This window comes from Natronotalea proteinilytica, assembly GCF_055379935.1.
This window is the reverse complement of record NZ_AP043947.1, coordinates 3,049,143-3,069,355: the sequence shown is the minus strand read 5'-3', so window position 1 is coordinate 3,069,355 and position 20,213 is coordinate 3,049,143. Positions and strand designations below refer to the sequence as shown.

14 protein-coding genes are annotated in these 20,213 nt (G+C 58.5%); 5 read left to right on the top strand and 9 right to left on the bottom strand.

The annotated features are described in order from the left end of the window. The first annotated feature begins 360 nt into the window (after positions 1-360). A complete protein-coding gene (locus tag ACZ5AL_RS12215; RefSeq protein WP_464510702.1) occupies positions 361-993 on the top strand; it encodes an acyltransferase in 633 nt (210 codons plus the stop codon). A 981-nt stretch (positions 994-1,974) separates the two neighbouring features. Here ACZ5AL_RS12215 and ACZ5AL_RS12210 read toward each other — a convergent pair. The 9 genes from ACZ5AL_RS12210 to ACZ5AL_RS12170 all read right to left on the bottom strand — a co-directional run bounded on the left by ACZ5AL_RS12210 (position 1,975) and on the right by ACZ5AL_RS12170 (position 11,969). Continuing rightward, complete coding sequence (locus tag ACZ5AL_RS12210) at positions 1,975-2,205, bottom strand: hypothetical protein (protein WP_464510700.1); 231 nt, start codon at positions 2,203-2,205, stop codon at positions 1,975-1,977. 291 nt (positions 2,206-2,496) lie between these two features. Then, positions 2,497-4,197, bottom strand: coding sequence for a capsule assembly Wzi family protein (locus tag ACZ5AL_RS12205; protein ID WP_464510699.1), 1,701 nt, complete (start codon positions 4,195-4,197; stop codon positions 2,497-2,499). A 430-nt stretch (positions 4,198-4,627) separates the two neighbouring features. Next, positions 4,628-5,215: an AP2 domain-containing protein gene (locus tag ACZ5AL_RS12200; protein ID WP_464510697.1), complete on the bottom strand. Its 588-nt coding sequence runs from the start codon at positions 5,213-5,215 to the stop codon at positions 4,628-4,630. A 755-nt stretch (positions 5,216-5,970) separates the two neighbouring features. Then, positions 5,971-6,819: a phenylalanine 4-monooxygenase gene (locus ACZ5AL_RS12195; protein ID WP_464510696.1), complete on the bottom strand. Its 849-nt coding sequence runs from the start codon at positions 6,817-6,819 to the stop codon at positions 5,971-5,973. An 802-nt stretch (positions 6,820-7,621) separates the two neighbouring features. Next, positions 7,622-7,882, bottom strand: coding sequence for an ABC transporter permease (locus tag ACZ5AL_RS12190; RefSeq protein WP_464510695.1), 261 nt, complete (start codon positions 7,880-7,882; stop codon positions 7,622-7,624). An 11-nt stretch (positions 7,883-7,893) separates the two neighbouring features. Beyond that, the gene (locus ACZ5AL_RS12185; protein WP_464510693.1) at positions 7,894-8,481 is read right to left on the bottom strand and encodes a thioredoxin family protein; all 588 of its coding nucleotides are present in this window, start codon (positions 8,479-8,481) and stop codon (positions 7,894-7,896) included. 86 nt (positions 8,482-8,567) lie between these two features. Next, positions 8,568-10,112 (bottom strand): glycoside hydrolase family 3 N-terminal domain-containing protein, encoded by a 1,545-nt coding sequence (locus ACZ5AL_RS12180; protein WP_464510692.1) that lies wholly within the window; start codon positions 10,110-10,112, stop codon positions 8,568-8,570. A 359-nt stretch (positions 10,113-10,471) separates the two neighbouring features. Further along, positions 10,472-11,059, bottom strand: a complete 588-nt coding sequence (gene nadD / locus ACZ5AL_RS12175; RefSeq protein ID WP_464513298.1) for a nicotinate (nicotinamide) nucleotide adenylyltransferase — start codon at positions 11,057-11,059, stop codon at positions 10,472-10,474. 64 nt (positions 11,060-11,123) lie between these two features. After that, positions 11,124-11,969: an outer membrane protein assembly factor BamD gene (locus ACZ5AL_RS12170; RefSeq protein WP_464510691.1), complete on the bottom strand. Its 846-nt coding sequence runs from the start codon at positions 11,967-11,969 to the stop codon at positions 11,124-11,126. A 411-nt stretch (positions 11,970-12,380) separates the two neighbouring features. Between ACZ5AL_RS12170 and ACZ5AL_RS12165 the strand changes: the two genes are divergently transcribed. The 4 genes from ACZ5AL_RS12165 to ACZ5AL_RS12150 all read left to right on the top strand — a co-directional run bounded on the left by ACZ5AL_RS12165 (position 12,381) and on the right by ACZ5AL_RS12150 (position 20,131). Continuing rightward, positions 12,381-14,741, top strand: a complete 2,361-nt coding sequence (locus ACZ5AL_RS12165) for a choice-of-anchor B family protein (RefSeq protein WP_464510689.1) — start codon at positions 12,381-12,383, stop codon at positions 14,739-14,741. 121 nt (positions 14,742-14,862) lie between these two features. Continuing rightward, positions 14,863-16,113 carry a YncE family protein gene (locus ACZ5AL_RS12160; RefSeq protein ID WP_464510687.1) on the top strand — a complete coding sequence of 417 codons (1,251 nt, stop codon included), beginning with the start codon at positions 14,863-14,865 and terminating at the stop codon, positions 16,111-16,113. Positions 16,114-16,167: 54 nt separating this feature from the next. Continuing rightward, positions 16,168-18,027, top strand: a complete 1,860-nt coding sequence (locus ACZ5AL_RS12155) for an FG-GAP repeat domain-containing protein (RefSeq protein ID WP_464510685.1) — start codon at positions 16,168-16,170, stop codon at positions 18,025-18,027. Between the two features lie 544 nt (positions 18,028-18,571). Beyond that, positions 18,572-20,131: a serine hydrolase gene (locus tag ACZ5AL_RS12150; RefSeq protein ID WP_464510684.1), complete on the top strand. Its 1,560-nt coding sequence runs from the start codon at positions 18,572-18,574 to the stop codon at positions 20,129-20,131. Positions 20,132-20,213: the final 82 nt, after the last annotated feature.

Genomic DNA, 20,213 nt, shown 5'->3' with positions numbered 1-20,213 from the left:
GGCGACCACGCAATACCATCCGCTGATCGGTAGTGGATAGACGCTAAGTGATAAGGCGGCTAAACCCCGGAGCTTCGTCTTGTTCGAACCCCCTCTCCCTGCGGGTTTCTCCCCCTTTTCCAAGGGGGAGATGTCCACAGGATCACGCCTTCGGCGAAGCTCGGTAGACAGACAGGGGGGTGAGCGGACTACTACAATGAGGCAGCCCACATGACAATCAATTACTATTGAACCGCTGCCCATTGATCATATGCTTTGACCCGTTGCAAATGCTCCCGGCATCTTACGCCTTGCAGCGGCAGGACGCCTCCACCAGCGCTGGCTTGATCGATCTTCATTGCATCTCTCTTCCTAACGTGTATGAATGCTCCTTCGACTGCACAGAAAGTCCGCGATATGCCCTGGCTCCTGGGACTGGAGATGCGACGACGTCTCCTCTATCCGCTGGTGCGGATGCAGTTTGCATGGCAAGGTATCACATGGAAGCCCGGTTGGCGCATCTTCGGGCGGCCCATCATTCAGAAACACCGAGGCAGCCGGATTGAAGCGGGTCCGGGACTGGTGTTGCGCTCGTGGGCCCGGTCGAATCCACTGGCGCCTGTCCACCCTGTCGTGCTCGCCACGCGAAGCGCCGATGCTGAGATCGTGATGGGCGAGGAATGTGGCTTTACGGGTGCGACGATTGTGGCCGCCTCTCGCATCACGATGGGTGATCGCGTGCAGGTGGGTGGGAACGCACAGGTAGTGGATACCGACTTTCACCCGCTCACGCCGGAAGGGCGGGCTGCCGACTTCAACGCCGGGTCCACGCGACCCATTGTCATCGAGGACGATGTCTTCATTGGCATGAACGCGTTGATCTTGAAAGGGGTGACGCTTGGTGCGGGATGTGTTGTGGGGGCCGGAAGCGTTGTCTCACGCGATGTGCCCCCTCGCACCATCGTAGCCGGGAACCCAGCAAAGGTCGTCCGTGAGCTGCGGGAGGGGGAGTGAGCGAGGTTGGAGGTTGAGAAGAGGGCAGTGGCTTCGCAGAGGTATTCCCTCATCCTGTCTTTCTCCCCTGGGGAGCAGGGACTTGATGGTGTTGGGTTTGTGGCTTCTCGCACTCTCTTGCGAGGAGCTACTGGACCGGGAAAAGAAGAAAAAAGTCCACAAGTAGAGTCTCCCTCTCCCCGCGGGAGAGGGAACAAGGGTTAGGGGGTTGAGCCTGCAGAAAAAACAAGCGCTTGGGGGAGAGAATGAGGTGAGCGATTTCCAGCATCATCTCGAACCAGGAAATCCATAGTCAGAGACTGCTTTCGTGTCCGGCGGTCTGTGGGCATTCGCCCCTCAGTCGCTGGTGCGACAGCTCTTCTCTCTGGGGGAGCGGTTGGGGGACTGCTCCTTTACCTCACACTTCAACGTCATCCTGACCCACGACGACCGTCGGGGGGAAGGATCTCATCGCCGTCCTTTCATGTGTGGCATCGGCCTTTGGGTGTGAAATCTGGATCCTGGATCAAGTTCAGCCAGCCCTGGACGCCGATTGGGAAGGCGGTGCAGTGAAAGGAAACGAAAAGGTTTGAGTACAGGAACAACGTAGGCGCTACGGTCCGAATTTGGCTTCAGCCCTTCGTCGGCTATCAGCGCCTTGTTATGGACTGGCTTATTCGCTTTCTGATTGCATCTCACCCGCACGCAACAACCTGACAACTTCCGATACGATCTTACTACGCACCTCCTCGCTCAACAGGCCAGCTTGACCCTCAAACAAATCAACGTTCGCTGTGAATAGCTTTCCGGGCCGAGCATAGCTCACCCTCTGTAGACTGCCCTCTCGAAAATCCTCTTCCGTCAATTCGACGGCATTCGGATCCGCATACGGGTTGCTGGTGACCTGGCAGAGCACGTAATCGTCCCGGCTCACGCTTGCCAGTACGACGGCCGGGCGGAGCTTCGAGCGAGACAGGTCCGAAAACGGGAACGAGATGAGAACTACTGCTCCGGCTGCAGGTGTTTCCATGCTTCATCCTCTTCGTCTCGGTTCCAGTCCTCCGCGAGCGTCTTTTCGCTGAGCAGGGCCGTTTCGCTCACGTCGCGCGTGTCGGCTCCAGGCTCATCCTCCAACACCGTGATTAGCACGCGCTGTGAGGCGTGAAGTGTAAGCGGCTCCAAAAGACGAATGTGACCGTGCTCATCGACCACCGCTTCAACTGTTTTCGGCATTGTTTTCTTGAGCGTTGTTCGATTGAATAATCAATGGTCTAACCTACTTAAAGGCGACTCGGTCCGCTGCACGTAAACGGGTACCTTGTGCCGACCACGTATGTGTTTAGCGACTTGTTCCAGATATCCGGGGATCAGGAGCGGATATCCCGGGCGGTCATTGAGTCGCGCTAAACAGATACCGACCACTGTCGGGGATAAGGATCTTAACGCCAACCCTGCACGTGTGGCACCGGCCTCGAGTGGGGCTTAGACCTGACAGGTTTTCGAAACCTGTCAGGTCTGGATCCCCTAAAACCGTCGTGACTGAAACGGCACGCCCCACCGGATGCCCAGCGTGGGGGCAACGAACGAATCAAGCTCTTCTTCGGCGTCGTCGACGCGAAGGACGCGAAGCTGCGCATCCACAAAAAGCGCAGGCAACAACTCGTAGCCTACGTGCACATCCAACCCATCTTCCACCTGACGAATGCCCTGGAGCATTGTAGCCTGATCACCAATTCGGGTATCGGTAGAACGGCGGAGATCCGCCCCCACATTGCGCTCCTCGGTGCCGCGCCCGCGCCAGGTGCGGTGGTACCAGAGTCCGGCGCGCCAGCGGTTTGATGGACGGTAGTCTAGGCGAGTGGAGATGTCGTAGCTGTTTGGCCCGGCGCTGTGTCCGATGCCATCGCCATAGTGGGCGAACGTATCGAACTCAAACTGTCCGGTGTAGAAAAAGGGACGGATGCGGCTGCCCTCCAGGCGCATCGACCAGGCGGAGGCGCGGCCCGGTGCCAGGTGAATGCCAACGAGTCCGGCCCACTGGTTCTTCCAGTGATCGGTGCCCAGATGTTGGAGCGACCAGTCGTTCAGCGCCAGCTGGGTGTATGCAGAGAGTCCATCAATGGGGCGCCACTGGGCATCGAATCCGGTAATAACATTGTGTGGGCCGCCCGCTGCCGACTCCACCGTACGTATCAACATGATTGGATTCAAGTAGCTGGCTTGCAGTCTTTTAGGCGGTGCTCCAGGAGACTGGCGGCGTGCGAATACAGTGGCCTCAAAGAGTCCGAAACTAAGCCGATCGCTTGCGTTAAATGCGAGTCGATGAAAAGCGGCATAGCGGCGGGGCTGGACCGCATCCCCGACACCACGCTGACTGGAAACACGGGTGGCATCAATGAAGCGCGAAAACATAGTGGTGTACGAAAAGGCCCCGTACGTTGCTTGAATCTGCAGCTGATCGTGTGGCGACGCATAATTGGACAGGACCAGGCTGTTCATACCGTATCCCCAGTGTCGGTAGGTGCGCCCGAACTGGATGTCGAGAACGCTCATTCCGACTCCAACGATGCCTGTGGCATCAAAGTAGTCGTAAATGGTGTCATCAGGGCTTTGCAGCACAAACCCGACCCGTGGGGCTGTGCCTTTGCGTCCTCCGTTGTTAATTTGAAAGTCATTCCGCAGGTCTTGCTGCTGGTTTTCGGTGGCGATGGTGTTGAAGTAGATGAGGCCGACGTGTCCAGCCACCCGCACGCCGCGGGTGTTGCGCCAGGCGAGATCGGCGGCGCGCGGGTCCTCGCCCGCATGAGAAATTGGCCCGACGTAGCCGTCGTAGAGCGGGTCGAAGGTGACGCGGTAGCCGTCGCCGCTGGCGTGGATGAGGTTCTGTCCGTTCGGGTAGAGCGCGCTCCACTGCCGGTTCAGCCACCGGGCCCCGGGCGCGGGCTCTTCATGGCGCATCCGGTCGATCGTGCGTTGTTCAGTCGGGGAGAGGGGGGCGTGTGCCGCGAGCGAATCCAGCAGCACCTGGGCATGTTCGGCGCGGAGCGGGCGGTGAAAGGAGGGGGCCCCGGGTAGCACGCCGCGCGTTTGGTACCGGTCGATGAGAAGATGCAGGTCGCTGTTGATGAACGGCAGCCCGCTTTGCTGGGCCGTGGCCACAGACGCGTTCATCCACAGGAGGCATCCAACGAGAGCGACGAGTCCGCAGCGGAGGAGGGCAGGCATGGGCGGGGTAAGTACGGCTGGATGCGAGACGGCTGGTGGTGTACGCAAGGTACGGCACGCATCCGATAAAATACAGGTGGGAGGTTTGGAGGGGTGGAAGGATGGAGGGGGGAAGGGCGAGTGTGTCGCGCCCCGGTATGTTGCTGGCATGTAACTATGTATCGGATCACCCCGCCCTTCGGGCCCCCCTCCTTTCCGGCTGTGTCGGTAGGAGGGGAGTCTGTAGCGTGTGAACTATGCGTGGTGTCGCAGAAGCCTGTCACGTCCACCTGCCTTCCATCACAAGTCATCCTGACGCCGCAGGCGGAAGGATCTTAGCACTCTCCCTGCAGACTTGGCAGGTCCGGTGTGCATGGCCCTCCGTGGCCCCCCCTACTTGCACTCTCGCCGCTATCGCTCTTTGCAATGACATGGCGACCGTCGAGCGTAGCTATGCGGTGGCTTCGGCGCTTTCGGGCGCTACGGGATCGTGCTCGGGCAGCCCTTCGCCTTCGGGACCGTCATTGTACTGTTCCCGAATGTTTGGATAGGCGGTTTGAAACATGTCGTTGACCTCTTCCACCTCACCGGTCTGATGCTCGGCGCGGGCTTTGTGTAGGCGGACGCAAGCCTTCCACACAGCACGGCGGAGGTTCCACTTGCGCACAGAGTATGCGGCACTCCGGCGCGTGCCGTCTCCCTCCAGCCAGCTAAGCTGTACGTACGGCTTGGCAGTTCCACTGCCGTCATCTTTCCAACAGAAGTTCAGTCCAATAACTCCTGTTTTCGAGCGGGCCTCAGCCGAGCGCTTCACAGGATCCATCGGATCGGGCAACTCCTCGATCAGCGTATCGCGGTACGCAATGGCCTTCTTGAGCGCATGCTGCTTTCCGCCGTAGCGCTTATCCGAAAAGTACTTCGTATGCTGCTTTTTTTGACGTTTGATTCGGACCTGCCATCCATGCGTCGGATGTCGATCTGGGTGATCGTCAGTCGGTTCGATGTCAATACGAAATATATTTTTGGGCTTATCGCTCATTGATGATTAATATTCGTGAACAGATTGTGCCAGTCAGAAAGTAAGAAAAATAGTTCCCCAAATCCAGCGGACTGCCAGGTGGGCTGCACTCCGTTGTGTGTGCGCCCGGTGCGCCCCCGCTTGCGAAGCGGTTTCAAAAGAGCAACCGAGCAAATCTCACTCTGGGTATATTCCTAACGTATTTGGGAGTCACCGTATAGGCAACAGCTATGCCGATGTTTGAATCACACCATATCGGGCTCATGCACTGGCATACGGTGGGACGTAACGGTGGGAAACGATCACAGTGTATCTGCACATATACCGCGCAGTGGATTTTTGATACACAATGTCAACCGACTAAAATAAAGAGCGGCGTGAAAAGTGCAATACCTATGTTGAAAAATGCTATGAGATGAAAGGCTCTTGCAATGAATAGTGTTCTTGTCTACGTAATTCGGTTGGATGCTTTGACCGAGTATGGGGAGGTGTTGAAAAGCGTATGTTGGGAGGATTTGTAGTTGACCTCGTAGAAATGTTACACATTCGTTTCCTCCGGGATTTGACAGAGCGGCTCCGCGAAGGAGCCGCTCCGCTCAAGATGACATCATTAAAACGGGGCACGTTGCAACCCGAAGGTTGACGCGACAGAGCACGTACGCCCTCGCGTTGGCCCCTGCGCGTCGATACGCTCATGGGGGCGTCCCAGCGTCTCGGTTACCTCACCTCCTCGCTCTGCGTATGGAGAACCAGGAGGTGAGACCCATGAGGATGAGCTACAGTAGGCCGCGGCTTTTTGTCCAATCGCGGAAGCCATCCACAAGCTGCTCGAACGAATCCATCACGAAGAGCTCGTCTTGCAGGTTGTATACCTCGTAGTCTTTCTCAGTGATGTGGGCCGGATCGAAGGGGTGCTTCTTGACCTCATCCGAAAGCGCATGTGTCACCTCTTCATTCGAGGAGACGATGCCTGCACCAAAGATCCGTGTGTCCCCATCTTCATCGAGCAGTCCGAACTCAACGGTAAACCAGTGGAAGCGCTCCAGGCGAGGGCGGTCGGCGCCTTCGGCATTGAGGGCGGCTTTTCCAAAGAGCTGGTAGAAGTCGGCAAAGTCCGGCTGCGTAAGCATGGGCATGTGGCCGAACATGTCGTGGAAGCAGTCTGGGGCCGGGGTGTAGTCGAGCTCGTCCCAGTCGCGCACGTAGTCGGTGGAGGGAAATTGGCGGTTGGCCAGCAGCGTGAAGAAGTCTTTTTCGTGGAGCAGTCCCGGAATGCGGGCGACCTCCCAGCCCGTTTGGTCATTCAGCTTGCGGCTTAGCGCGCTCAGCTTGGGGATGCGATTGGGAGTGATGTCGAGCACGTCCAGCCCACGCATATATGCGTTGCAGGCCCGAGCGGGGAGTTGCTCCAGCTGGCGTTCAACGAGCGTTCCCCAGATCTCATGGCGGTCGTCGTCGTAGTCTGGGTATTCAATGTCATCGCCGACGGGGGGAGGCTCTTCCAGGTTTTGAGGGATGCAGCGCGGATCGACCTCTTGGCCATCATCAGGCGCTTTTTCGTAGGCTGAGCGCTCGTCCGCAGGCGTGTCGGTAACGGGATCGGGAGAGGCGGTGTTGGAGTCCATAGTGGTATGGCCAATGTTGAGTGCACAGGACGATACGAACAGCGCGGGTCTGTGTGGAACCGCTTCCAGTCAAGAGAGGGTCACAGCAGCGCACTGCAAAGTCAAGGGATATATCTAAATGCTTATGGGCTTCAGATGATTCTCTGTCTGATGTCACCACGCTGCTATCTGTGACCTGGGCTGGCCAGAGCGGTTTGTTTTCCAGCGGGTACGTGTTTAGCGTGGCTCAATGACCGCTCGGGATGTCCGCATCCCAGGAGTACTCGGTCGCGGTGCTCCCAGCGCTTCGCTTCTGATCCTGGGCTATGGAACGGTGTGATGTGAGTACAATCCATCGCCGGAGACCGCTTGCGTCCCCGGCGATCTGTGGTATGTCGCTAAACAGCAAATGCCCTTGGAGTACTGTGTCACAGGTCAATCTTGGGGTTGCAACACCCCCGTCTTAATGATGTCATCTTGAGCGGAGCGGCTCCGCCTAGGAGACGCGGAGTCCTGACACGAGCGAAGCGACTGACGAACGCAGTGAGTAAAGATCTCCCACGAACTGGGCAGGGCTGTTGGTTTGCCAGTAGCTGCTGAGCGCCGAGGAGATGTTTCGACGCGCTTCGGGCCCTGGGGGCCCTTCGCTTGCTCAACATGACAGAACATTTGGTTTGAAATGCTTCAACGCGAGTCCACTCCATACCATAACATTCAGGTGTGACACAGCAGGAGGAGGATCTCATTTAACGCGTACCCTCTCTTGTGCTTGGCTGCAATCAACCCGGCATCTTCTTCATGGCCGCGAAGTACCGCCCGCTTGTCACGGGGCATCGTTGTCGGGGTGGGCGTCTCGCCACCAGATGAAAAAGACGGTGCCCAGGTATCCGAAAAATGCTGCAGCAGTGACCCCAATGCCCGCACGCGTTACCTGGGCGCCGCTTCCAATAACCGCCTCCATGAGCGTCATGATAACGAGAAAGAGGGAGGCAAAAAAGGCCGCTCCCAACGCAGCAAGCGGCCACGAGTCAAACACTGAACCACCAAACATAGTGTCCATCATTGTAAAGAGAACGATTTGCATATCAGGCCATGCTATGCGGGCTCCTGACCGGGCTTCCACTTGATGCTGCACCCCATCGAAGGATGCTGGGTATCCGATGGCGATTCACCGTTCAGTACGGCATCCAGCGCAGCGTGCAAATCAGCGCCGTGGGCTGTGCCTTGGTCGGGACGTGTTTCGTCATAGCGTCCCCGGTAGACCAGAGCGCGATCGGCATCAAACACGTAGAAGTCGGGTGTGCAGGCGGCGTCGTATGCTTTGGCCACCGCTTGGGTTGTATCCTGAAGATAAGGAAAGGGGTAGTCTTTGTCGCGTGCCCGATCCGCCATCTTGTCAAAGCTGTCATCCGGATAGCGCTCGGCGTCGTTTGCACAAATCGCAACAAATTGCACGCCCTGTTCGGCATAGGTGCGAGCCGTTTCGATAAGCGCAGGCTCAACGTGGTGTACGTACGGGCAGTGGTTGCAAATGAACATGACCACGAGCACATCGGCATCATCGTAGTCGCTTAGCGCGCGGCGGGGCCCGTCGTGGTCATCCACCTCCGGATTTGCAATGGGCAGGTCAAATGCAGGGGCGGTGGTGCCCAGTTCGATCATGTGCGATTCTACAGCAGCCATACCGTGTTCATTCGTTAATGGGTGGAAATACAGCGTGCGTACATGTACCTAATCGTGCGGACAGGAGTTCAGCAATGGGGGGTACGTCATGGGTTCGTTACGGTGTCTGTAGTTGCAATCCATTCCACGGCTGCCTCTTGGGCCGCCGGAACGTCGCTGTGCACGGAGAGCGTGGTTGCGGCTGTGGGAACCTCCTGCAGCACGTGCGGGCTTCCCAGTGCAATGGCAGTCACGTGGGGATGCGAACGTAGCGCCTGCAGCACGGGGGCATGGCTATCGGGCAGCCGGAAGTCTTGCCAGGCGGCGGGCTCCACGGCCATAAACGTCCACACCGCCTGTGCATCGGCCACGCGACGGGCGATATCGGCACAGTGTTCGGGAGACGCATCGGCAGTGCAGGTGAGGTAGGGCGTGCCGGGACAAGCCGCCTCAAGCGCCTCTCGAAGGGCCTGGTCGTTGTCGCGGTGCGACGGGCGGGCGCTAAGCCGCACCATCAAGTCATTGGGGCCAGGCACGGTACGATTGGAGGAGCCAGGGGATTGATCAAGGCCCGCACGGGCAATGGCGCGCGAGGCACGGTGGTATAGCGGACGCCCAACATGCATGGCGGCCTGCGGATCGGGATAGAGTCCGGTACGGCGGTTTGTTTTCACCCACTCTGCGAGCCGGTCTACACGGGCTACGGCTTGCTGCAATCGGATTTCGCTGAGGGCGCCTTCGTGAACGGCTTGCGCAATTCCCTCAATCACAGCTTCTGGATCGGCGGGATCCAGCAGCATGTCTACCCCGGCAGCCACCAATGCGGCGGCTTGCGGTCCTGGTGCGTTGATGCCATCCATGAGCAGGCTGTCGGAGACGATGAGGCCGTCAAATCCCCACTGGGTGCGCATCAGTTCGTGCAAGATTGGGGGGGAGGCCGTTGCGGGGCGCTCCTGTGGATCCAGGGCCGGATAACTCACGTGGGCGGTCATGAGCGCAGGCACGCCTGCCTGAATGGCGGCTTGGAAGGGACGCGCGTCGTGTTCAGCCAGCGTAGCAGCCGATGCCGATATGCAGGGGCGCTCTGCATGCGAGTCGGTTGTGGTGCGTCCGTGTCCGGGCGCGTGTTTAGCGGTGGTGGCCAACCCGTGGGTCTGCGCAGTATCCACATAGCTTGTTACAGCAGGGATCACCTCCGGTGCCGTATCGCCAAAGGCGCGTGTGGCAATGATGGGGTTGCGCGGTTCGTTGCGCAGATCGGCCACCGGGGCAAACGCCCAGTGGATGCCACAGGCTGCAGCTTCGAGCGCGGTAATGCGTGCCAGGAGGCGAACGGCCTGCGGACCAGCGCGACCACACGACAGCGCATGCGGCAAGAGGGTGGCTCCGTCGACCTGTTGGCCCACGCCGCGCTCAATATCGGCTCCAACTAAGAGCGGGGCCGAGGCCGCATCCTGCAGGGTGCTGAGCACGTTGGCAACCGCGGGCCAGCGGGCATTGAATAGCAGCACGCCGCCCAGCGGATAGGTGTCGCACAGGGCGCGCACGCGAGCGCAGTCGTCGTGGGCCGTGCGCACCGGATCTAGGAAGGAGCCCAGCCGCACCATAACGAGCCGGGCAGCCTGGCGACGAAGGGAAAGGAGCGAAGTCATACGCGCAGCCAACCTACTGGTGTGTCACATCTGAAAGTTAAGGTACGGAGATCGTGCCAAACGCTGTGTCCCACCCCTCCAAAAACCTGTCATGGTGAGCGCCCTGACCGCAGGGAAGAAGTGCTTTTAGAGTGCACGCGACGGGCCCAGCCCGGAGCACGTCGAACCATCTCCTCGGCGCTCAGCAGCTACTGGCAAACCAACGGCCCTGCTCATTTCGAGGGAGATCTTTACTCACTGCGTTCGTCAGTCGCTTCGCTCGTGTCAGGACTCCGCGTCTCCTAGGCGGAGCCGCTCCGCTCAAGATGACAACATAAAATGGAGGCATTGCAACCCGAAGATTGACCTGTGACACAGTACTACGAGGATGAGGAGTATACGTTGTGGGTGTGGATGTACTGCGCTACGGCATGAGGAACCAGGTATTGAATGGAGCGATTGCTTCGGCACCGATGGCGAATTTCGGTGCTCGATATTTCGAGCATGGGGGCGGCCACATAGCGGGCTTGGTTGGCAAACCGGGGGTGAGCCACCGATTGGGCGCCTCCTGGACGTTTGTACACCACCAATTGGGCGGATTCGGCAATGGTGTCGGGCGCGCGCCACTGATGAAACGTATCGAGGCTATCGCTTCCAATGAGGAGCGAAAACGCGGTGTTGGGATGTTGCTCCTGCAGGGCCTGCACCGTATCTACAGTGTACGAAACGCCCGGGCGCTGCAGCTCAATGTCGCACACCGAAAAGTGATCATGGTCGGCCACCGCGGCGTTGGTCATAGCCAGCCGGTCGTTGGCAGGTGCAAGGGTGGCACCGCGTTTGTGGGGCGGGGTCGCATTGGGGATCCACCACACCTCGTCGAATCCAAACTGATCGCGGGCCACCTCGGCCACAATGAGATGGGCAAGGTGCGGGGGGTTAAACGAGCCGCCAAAGAGAGCTACATGCATAGGCATCCATGAGAGAGCAGCGGAGCGGCATTTCGACCCGAAGCACCGCCTCCAAAACAGTCAACTACGAAGCGTCATCGGCGAGGGCGTCTTCATCGCTTTGGAAGCGCTCTAAGCGCGACTGGGCCCGCTCGTACTGCCGCTCTGCATCGCGGAGGACCGGACTGTCGGGAAAGACTTGGGTGAGGCGCTCATAGATGTCGAGAGCTGATTGAAGACGCTCTTCTTGGCGTCCGGGCACGCTGCGGTCGCTGTAGTCAATGTACGACCGCATAGCTGCTACCAGTGCGCGGTCGGCATAATCGGTTTCGGGATATTGGTCGAACACCTGCTCATAGGTGTAGGTGGCCGCGCGGTACATGCGTCGGCGTTCGTAGAGCGCCCCAGCGTCGTACTTTTTGCGGGCCAGCTTGCCGCGTAGCTCTCGCACTTTTTCTTGCGCATCCTCGGCATGCGTGTGGTTTGGATGCCGATTCAGGAAAAGCTCGAAGTTTGCAATCGCCCGCTCGGTATCGGTTTGGTCGAGTTTGTAATGGGGCGACTCGTTGTAGTACATCAGCCCGCGTCGATACTCAGCATCGGGAAGCAACTCGTGGTTGCTGTAGAGCTGGGTAAACCGGTTGTACTCGGTGGCTGCAATCAGGTAGTCGCCTCGTTCTTCGTGGGCGCGTCCCAACTCATACTGGGCGTAGGCAGCCCACTCGGTAGCACGCCCATATTGAAATACCCCACGATAGTATTCAATAGCGCGATCGTAGTCGCCCTCTTCAAAGTACTGATTGGCCTTTTCGTACGCTTCCTGGGCCGAGTCGTGGGCAATGGGTTGTGTGGAGGTGCAGCCTGTCAATGCTACGCTTCCGGCCAAAGCCATGAGAAAGACGTAGTAGACAACGCGGTGCGAAGAATACATACAAACAGACGGTGAGGACAAAAACCAGCGCGACGATTCGTTATAGATGCGCAGTTACGGGGGCGTAACGGACGCATGAAAGGCTCTGTTCCTTTTGAGCGCCCATCCACAATATGTATCAGTTATCGGTAACACCCTCCATCTCTGATTCAAACTTTTCACGAGGCTGTTCCTATAACGAAAAGGCTTGCTACTCAACATGTACACTCAACATGTATATTATACACATGCAACGCAGCGGCTTGGCAGATTGGTTTGCCACGGCACGATTGGCCTGCTGTCATCCGTTATAGGGCGTGTGCTGCGAGCCTAGATCTCTTCCCACTGCCGGAAGGCCGCGTGCCGGCCCGGCGCAAAGAGATGCTCTGTAGCCTTGTTCGTTTTTCCCACGTTTCGCTTCCCCGACTCGACATGAATCGACTTTTACCTTATCTATGCAGCGTATTGCTGCTTGTTGGATTGCAACCCGCGGTGGTGCAAAGCACCGCGTCTGGCACGGTAGGCCAGGCCGATGGCTTTAGCCGCGCGCTCGATGTGCACGACGAGCACGTCTTTGTGGGCGAACCCGACATGATGCACACACCGGGTTTGCTCTATGTGTTTGCTCCCAGCGGAGACGATGCATACGATGAACACCAGCGCATCCAAGCCACCGGTGGCGAAGTTGGCGACGGCTTTGGAACCGCTGTTGCTGCCGGCTCTGATGGACTGGCCATCACAGCCCCCGGCGCGGGCGATTACGGAACGGTTTATCTGTTCCGCCCTTCCGATGACACCTGGCGTCAGTCTAGCCAATTCCGCCCCATGGACCCTGCCGAAGGGTTTGGCCGCAGCGTAGCACGCGGCGAGGATCTCGTTGTGGTCGGTGCCGACCGCCACGATGAGGACACAGGCACTGCGCTCGTGTTCTGGAAAAATAATGGCGTATGGGATAAAGCCCGTCTTGCTGCCGACGACTTGACTGAAGAAGCCCGCTTTGGCACCGATGTCGCCGTAGACGGCGGCACAGTGTTCGTAAGTGCGCCCAGCCAGGATAATGGAACGATCTATAGCTTCACCCACGACGGCGAAGCGTGGACACAAACCGCGGCCATCACCCACGACGACCTGACGGGCGGTGCGCGCTTTGGCGCTTCGTTTGCCGTGCACAACGGACAGCTCATTGCCGGAGCCTCGCGTCAAGATGGAGGCAACGGAGCGGCGTTTGTGTTTGAGCAGAATGGCGATACCTGGGCCCACACCGAAACGCTGACAACCGACGAGGTGCAGCGCGCTCGGTTTGGTACCGCGGTCGCCTTTGATGGACACACGGCCTGGTTCGGCGCTCCCAATGCCGATAGCCAGCGCGGGGCCCTGTTTCACGCTACCTACGAAGACGGAGCCTGGTCGGCCCCCCACCGTGCCGATGTCGAAGAGGCAGAAGGCGGGCTCGGTAGTACGCTCGCCGCCAGCGAACACGTTGTAGCTGCCGGACAGCCCGGTGCCTATGACGGAGCAGGCGTAGCAACAATCCTACGGCCCGATGCCGATCGTGCATGGATTGCCCATCAGCGCATTGAAGGCGCCATCGATGCCGGATTGCAAGCGCACACCGGCGAAGAAGCGGCCTGCGAAGACGGTCAAGCAGGGGCCTTCGAATGCGACAACATCGACCTGCTCTCTTTCCTGCCGCTCCATGACATTGGCGGTGAACGCGGTACCAGTGCTAATGACGTGTGGGGCTGGACGGACCCAGAAACCGGACGCGAAATCGGACTCGTGGGTCGCACCGATGGCCTTGCGTTTGTTGATGTTACCGACCCGGTCAATCCGGTCTTCCTCGGCGAACTTCCGATGACCGAAGGCGCTAGCTCTAGCGCCTGGCGCGACACAAAGGTGCACAACAATTACTCGTATACCGTCTCCGATAACGCCGGAGAGCACGGCATGCAGATCTTCGATCTGACGCAACTGCGCGAGTACTACGATACTGACGAGCCCGCCACGTTTGAGCCTACCGTGCTCTACGACCGCATCAACAGTGCACACAACGTGCACGTGAATGAGGAAACTGACTTCGCGTACATCGTAGGAAGCAGCGGCGGCGGTGAAACCTGCGGCGGTGGCCTGCACATGGTCGATATCAGCGACCCGCTCAACCCCGAGTTCAAAGGCTGCTTTGCCGATGAACGCACCGGACGCAGCGGCACCGGCTATAGCCACGATGTGCAGTGCGTCATCTACGACGGCCCCGACGAGCGCTACGAAGGACGCGAGCTTTGCTTTGGATCCAACGAAACGCACCTGAGCATCGCCGATGTAACGGATAAAGACAACCCCGAGGCGATCTCCGTAAGCAGCTATCCCAACGTGGGCTACACCCACCAGGGATGGCTCGACGAAGATATGCGCTACTTCTACATGAACGATGAGCTCGACGAGCTGCAAGGGCTTGTGGATAACACGCGCACGCTCATCTGGGATCTGGAAGACCTCGAAGATCCACAGATGGTCGAAGAGTACTTCTTCGATACCACCGCGAGCACGCACAACATCTACATTAAGGATAACCTGATGTACCTTTCGAACTACCGGGCCGGACTCCACCTGATGGATATCACCGATCGGGAGAATCCTGCACTTATCGGCCAGTTCGATACGGCGCCCTATCAAGAAGGACCGGGCTTTTCGGGGTCGTGGAGTAACTATCCGTACTTCGAAAGCGGAACGATCCTCGTCAACAGCATTGGCGAAGGCATCTTCATGCTGCGCCCGCAGCAAGATCCGCTCTAAAGAGAGTCGTTAAAATCACACGTTAGCGATAACCACGGATTGGGGCGGCTGCATACGAGTGGTCGCCCCCTTTCCGTTGCTTCACTACCGGCTTTGTTCATTTACTAATCTGTGGTTTCCCATGTCATCTTCTGTTTTGTGGATACGCACTCGCTCTCTTCTCAACCTCCTGGCAGCGGCCCTTGTGGGAGGCGCCCTGGTGGCAGCGACGCCCGCCTCGCACGCGCACACGATCCATTCTGCTGATGCAGAGGATCCACCGCGCCTCTACGTGACCAACCAGGGAGAAGCCTCCGTATCCATTATTAACATGGACACCCACGAGGTGGAAACGACCGTCGATCTTACCGAACTGGGCTTCTCCGAAAACGCCCAGCCGCACCATGCCATTGCCGAACCCGACGGCTCGGCCTGGTATGTATCGCTGATTGGCGATAACACCGTGCTGCAATTCAACGCCGACAATGAAATCATCAGCCAGGGATCTATGCAAGCGCCTGGACTGCTGTCGCTGCATGCCGACAACGACCAGCTGTTTATTGCGCGCTCCATGATGGCAGTGAGTCCCCCGCAAAGCCTGGGCATGGCCCCCCGCAGCGATCTTGGACTGCTTGAAGAGGTTGACGTTTTCATTGACCGCCCGCACGCACTTGCCACCACGCCTGATGGCCGCTTTGTCTATTCCGCCAGTCTGGCAACCAACCAATTTATTGGGGTAGACCCCACCACGCGACGCGGCGAGCTAAGCACCATTGATGGGGATACGCACGTCATCGTGCAAATGGCGGCCTCACCTATCACAAACGAAATTGTGGGGACCGGACAAACCACCGCTCAGCTCCTGTTCTTTGACATCGAAGACGACGGCACCCTCACCCACACCGAATCGGTGGAGGTCGGCGCGCAGCCGTGGCACCCGGTCTACAGCGACGACGGCGAACGCATTTTTGTGCCCAACAAGCAGTCCAACGACATCAGTGTGGTTGATGCTACCGAGCGCCGCGTGGTTGACACCATCACACACGACTCGTTTGCCGAGCCGCACGGTGCTGTGCTCTCCCCTGATGGCACCCGGCTCTACATCTCGAACAATCATCAGCGCGCTATGATGGAAGACATGGCCCGCGACATGGGCATGGACCCGGATGCGCACGACGAGCATGCAGATCACGATGAACATGAGCATCACGATGAGCATGCCGACCACGAGCACCATGAGCATGATGCGCACCACGATGACGAAGGCCACGACCATACGACCGAAGATCGACCGGGCACCATCACGGTCATCGATACCGAAACGTTGGAGGTGGTAGACGTGATCGAAGTTGGCGTGTATCCAACCGGCATTGGCACCTACACCGTGCGCTAACAGGCCTTGCAACGTAGACGGTCGCTTTCAATCCTTCAGATTCCTTCTCCATTTATGATTCGCTGTTTGTCCTGGGTTGCTCCTGCTGCCTTGCTACTCGTTTTAATTGGATGCGGAAGCACCGAGCCCGCTACCGATGTAGTTGATGAAGAGCGTCCCGAAGAAGAGGAAATCGGAATCTTTCAACGTGACCTTACGCCCCTTCCGGTGCACGATGCCACCGGCACGCCCTACGCCCAACCGTTTCTGGGCGGATTCAAAAATCCGCGTCCGCAGTTCGTGGACATCACAGGCAACGGGCACCCGGACCTGTTTGTGCAGGAGACCAACAATCAACTGATGTTCTTCGAGAACGAAGCGGGTGCCGATGATGCCCGGCAGCTCACCTGGCGTACCGACCGCTTTCTCGATCTGGAAGTGGGTGAGTGGTTTCGTTTTGTAGACCCCGAGGACGATGGGCAGTACGACCTGTTGACCGAGTCGCCCTACAACTTCATTCGCTACTACCGCAATGTGGGCACCCACCACGAGCCCGCGTTCGAGGTGGCTGCCGATACGCTGCGTGACGATACCGGCGAGCCTATCTTCTCCGATCGGCAAAACATTCCAAACATTACCGACCTCGATTGCAATGGCGTGCCCGACCTGCTCATCGGGCGCATGGATGGCACAATCACGCGATACAGTGCGACCCGCTCGGCTGAAAGCGAAATCCCTGTGTTTCAGCATATTACCGACCGGTTTGAGAATATCGAGATCGTAGAGGAGTTTGGGCCCACCCTGCAGCACGGAGCCAACTCGCTTACGTTTGCCGACCTCAACGAAGATGGGGCTATTGACCTGTTCTGGGGCGATTTCTTCGAGTCCAGCCTGCTCTACTTTGAGAATCAGGGCACCTGCGATCGTCCTGACCTGGATGTGGAGCCCGTGCCGTTTCCGCCGCCGGAGCCCGTTGCTTCTAGCGGATACAACGCGCCGGCGCTGGTCGATTGGACGGGCAACGGCACGCTCGATCTGTTCATTGGTGTCTTGGGCGGAGCGCACGACCCCAACGCCACCCTGGCCGATAACTTCTACTACTACGAAGCCCAGGGCGACGGCACCTATACGCTGCAAACAGAACGCTTCCTGGATGGCATCGACGTGGGCAGCGAAACCAGTGCCGCGTTTGGCGACCTTACCGGCAACGAGGCGCCCGACTTACTCATCGCCAACCGCATCGCACCGGATAACCGGCAGACCTCGCACGTCTACTGGTTCGAGAATACCGGCACGTCTGACGACCCTGTGCTTGAAAAACGCGCACCGCTTGATCTGCCCAATAATTACCACTACGCACCTGCACTGGGTGATTTGACCGGAGATGGTCAGCCAGACCTGGTCGTAGGCACTTGGAGCGGAGATATCGCTATTCACGCCCATGTCGGAGGCGATGAGCTGTTCGAAGCAGAGCCTCTGCTGGAGTTTCAGTTGCCCAGCAGCGGCAATGCCAATCCCACGCTCTTCGACGCAACCGGCAACGGGCGGCTCGACATTGTCGCGGGGGCTTCCAACGGACGCCTGTATCTCTTTGAAAATGTAGGTACCGACACCGACCCCGCGTTCGAAGTCCGCGAAGAGGCGTTTGCCGATGTGAAACGGCCCCGTCGCAGCGCTCCTGCGTTTACAGATCTAACCGGCAACGGCTTGCCCGATCTGGTCGTCGGCTCCGAAGAAGACGGGCTGGTGATGCATCGCAATGTCGGATCGGAAGGCGATCCGGTGTTTGACGAGGACGAAGAGTCTCTTCCCGTTATTGTACCCATGCACGCCACACCCACGTTTGTCGATCTCTTCGACAACGGCACCCCCGCTCTTGTCGTCGGCGCCGATGGCGGCGGGCTGCAGTACTACCACATCCGTGATACGTTGTAGCGGATGATGGAGCAGGGGCTTGCGAACATACGTCCCTGAACGCACTGCTTTTCACATCTACATCCAACCATACTCGTCATCGCGAGGACGAAGCGCTCAGCAAGAGCTTGCAGATGTGCCACGTTGCCCTTCGACGAACGGAGCGCGCTCATTTGCACGGTCGGCGCTGAGGTCCTTCCGCCAGGGGGCGTCAGGAATGACACGTCCATGGGCGTGCGCGTTCAGCACATGCTGGCGGTCAAGATCACATCCCTCAAACCCTGTCATCGTGAGCGCAGGCCGAGGAGGGAGCATCAGCCGGTCTCTTCACCGCCTTGATTTTTTGAGTTCCTTTTGTATCCAAGACAAAGAGCGGATATCTCGGGTGGCCATTGTACCACGCTAAACAGATATCGGGAAGGTGAAGACTCGCAACTTTTTTGTCACGTACCATGCCTCCTTACAATGACAAGAAGATCACCGGCCCAAAGTTGATGCTGATCCATCTGCATTGTAGAATACAAGTCCGTTCTTGCCCTTAGAAGTTGGTCTGCCTATGCCGCGTGTGATCCGTGTTGCCCTCGTTGCTGCTCTTGCGTTTCTCGTTCTTGCCCCCGCCCCGGTTCAAGCCGACGACCCGCCTGATCTAGACTGGCTGCCAACCTACATCGAAGAAGGCATGGCGGAATGGGATATCCCTGGAATGGCTGTGGCCGTCGTGTACGAAGACGAAATCATATTTGCCGATGGGTTTGGGGTGCGTTCTCTCGAAGAGGGCGGTGATGTAGACGAACACACGCTGTTTGGCGTGGCCTCGACCACCAAAGCCATGACCGCTGCCAGTCTGGCTATGCTTGTTGAACAGGGGCAACTCGATTGGGATACGCCTGTCGTGGAGTACATGCCCACGTTTCAACTGAGCGATCCCTGGGTGACAGCTCACGTCACGCCGCGCGATTTGCTGTCCCATCGCGTGGGCGTAGGGCGCATGACCGGCAACCGGTTGCGCTTCTTGCCCGACCGGGAGCGCCCTGAGGTCATCCATCAGATGCGCCACCACGACTTTGAGCAGCCCTTCCGCCAGGGATACGTCTATTCGAATGTCATGTATTCGGTGGCTGGCGAACTTATCCCCGCCATTACCAACACGTCGTGGGACGATTTCATGCAGGAAGAGCTCTTTGATCCGCTCGGCATGGAGCGCAGCAATACCAGCATCACCCAGTTCGATCCCGACGATGACAACATCGCCGCCCCGCATCAAGAAATTGACGGGGAGGTGCAGCCCATTCCGCCACGCAACTTCGACAACGTGGGGCCTTCAGCATCGGTGAACACCAGCGTCACCGAAATGGCGCAGTGGATGCGCCTGCACCTGGGCACGCCTGGCGTCTACGAAGACCGACGCCTCATCGACGAATCGCTGATGCGTGAGATGCACAGCGCCCAAAATCCGCTGGCCGCCCAGGATCCCTACACCGAAATGAGTGCCTACGGGCTTGGGTGGAGCCTGCAGGAGCACCGCGGCCATCGCATTCTGCAGCACGGCGGCGCCACCGATGGCATGAATACGAACTTGATGCTGCTGCCCGAAAAAGATGCCGGGGTTATCATCATGACCAACACGTTCAACCGCTTCATGACTGCAGTAGGTTATGAGGTGGTGGATGCGATACTGGGCGAACAAGGCACCGGGAACTGGCATCCACGCATCCGGGCCGCGTACGAACGCCAGTACGAAGCCGCCATGGAGCGGCGTGCTGATATTGAGGCCCAGCGCCAAGACGACACCACGCCGACCTTCAACCTGGAGGCCTACACCGGCACGTACGAACACGACCTCTATCGCACTGCTGATGTCCATACTACCGACGACGGTACGTTGGCCATCACGCTGTGGGAGAACGACGACATGACGCTCGACCTGGAGCACTGGCACCACGACACGTTCCGCGCTGAATGGCGCAATCCGGCTATGCGCGAGAAGTTTGTATGGTTCGACCTCGACGACAGCGGCACGGTGCAAACCCTCAACGTGCGCTGGACCCTCCGCCCTGTGCTTCTACAGGTCGGTATCTACCCGACCGACTACTATCGTGAGGTAGCCTTTGAGCGCTCCGAGTAATCCCACCTTGAATCTTGTTCTGCGGCTTGACCCCGCGCAAATGTAGCAAACCCGTCGGGCACCGGTGTGTCGTGAATCTCTA

What these genes read in the sequence shown, in the direction of transcription:
- ACZ5AL_RS12185 (WP_464510693.1), bottom strand. Translation starts at nt 8,481, where the DNA reads ATGGCTGCTGTAGAATCGCACATGATCGAACTGGGCACCACCGCCCCT.
- ACZ5AL_RS12165 (WP_464510689.1), top strand. Translation starts at nt 12,381, where the DNA reads ATGAATCGACTTTTACCTTATCTATGCAGCGTATTGCTGCTTGTTGGA.
- ACZ5AL_RS12205 (WP_464510699.1), bottom strand. Translation starts at nt 4,197, where the DNA reads ATGCCTGCCCTCCTCCGCTGCGGACTCGTCGCTCTCGTTGGATGCCTC.
- nadD (WP_464513298.1), bottom strand. Translation starts at nt 11,059, where the DNA reads ATGCATGTAGCTCTCTTTGGCGGCTCGTTTAACCCCCCGCACCTTGCC.
- ACZ5AL_RS12155 (WP_464510685.1), top strand. Translation starts at nt 16,168, where the DNA reads ATGATTCGCTGTTTGTCCTGGGTTGCTCCTGCTGCCTTGCTACTCGTT.
- ACZ5AL_RS12170 (WP_464510691.1), bottom strand. Translation starts at nt 11,969, where the DNA reads ATGTATTCTTCGCACCGCGTTGTCTACTACGTCTTTCTCATGGCTTTG.
- ACZ5AL_RS12195 (WP_464510696.1), bottom strand. Translation starts at nt 6,819, where the DNA reads ATGGACTCCAACACCGCCTCTCCCGATCCCGTTACCGACACGCCTGCG.
- ACZ5AL_RS12190 (WP_464510695.1), bottom strand. Translation starts at nt 7,882, where the DNA reads ATGCAAATCGTTCTCTTTACAATGATGGACACTATGTTTGGTGGTTCA.
- ACZ5AL_RS12200 (WP_464510697.1), bottom strand. Translation starts at nt 5,215, where the DNA reads ATGAGCGATAAGCCCAAAAATATATTTCGTATTGACATCGAACCGACT.
- ACZ5AL_RS12215 (WP_464510702.1), top strand. Translation starts at nt 361, where the DNA reads ATGAATGCTCCTTCGACTGCACAGAAAGTCCGCGATATGCCCTGGCTC.
- ACZ5AL_RS12210 (WP_464510700.1), bottom strand. Translation starts at nt 2,205, where the DNA reads ATGCCGAAAACAGTTGAAGCGGTGGTCGATGAGCACGGTCACATTCGT.
- ACZ5AL_RS12180 (WP_464510692.1), bottom strand. Translation starts at nt 10,112, where the DNA reads ATGACTTCGCTCCTTTCCCTTCGTCGCCAGGCTGCCCGGCTCGTTATG.
- ACZ5AL_RS12160 (WP_464510687.1), top strand. Translation starts at nt 14,863, where the DNA reads ATGTCATCTTCTGTTTTGTGGATACGCACTCGCTCTCTTCTCAACCTC.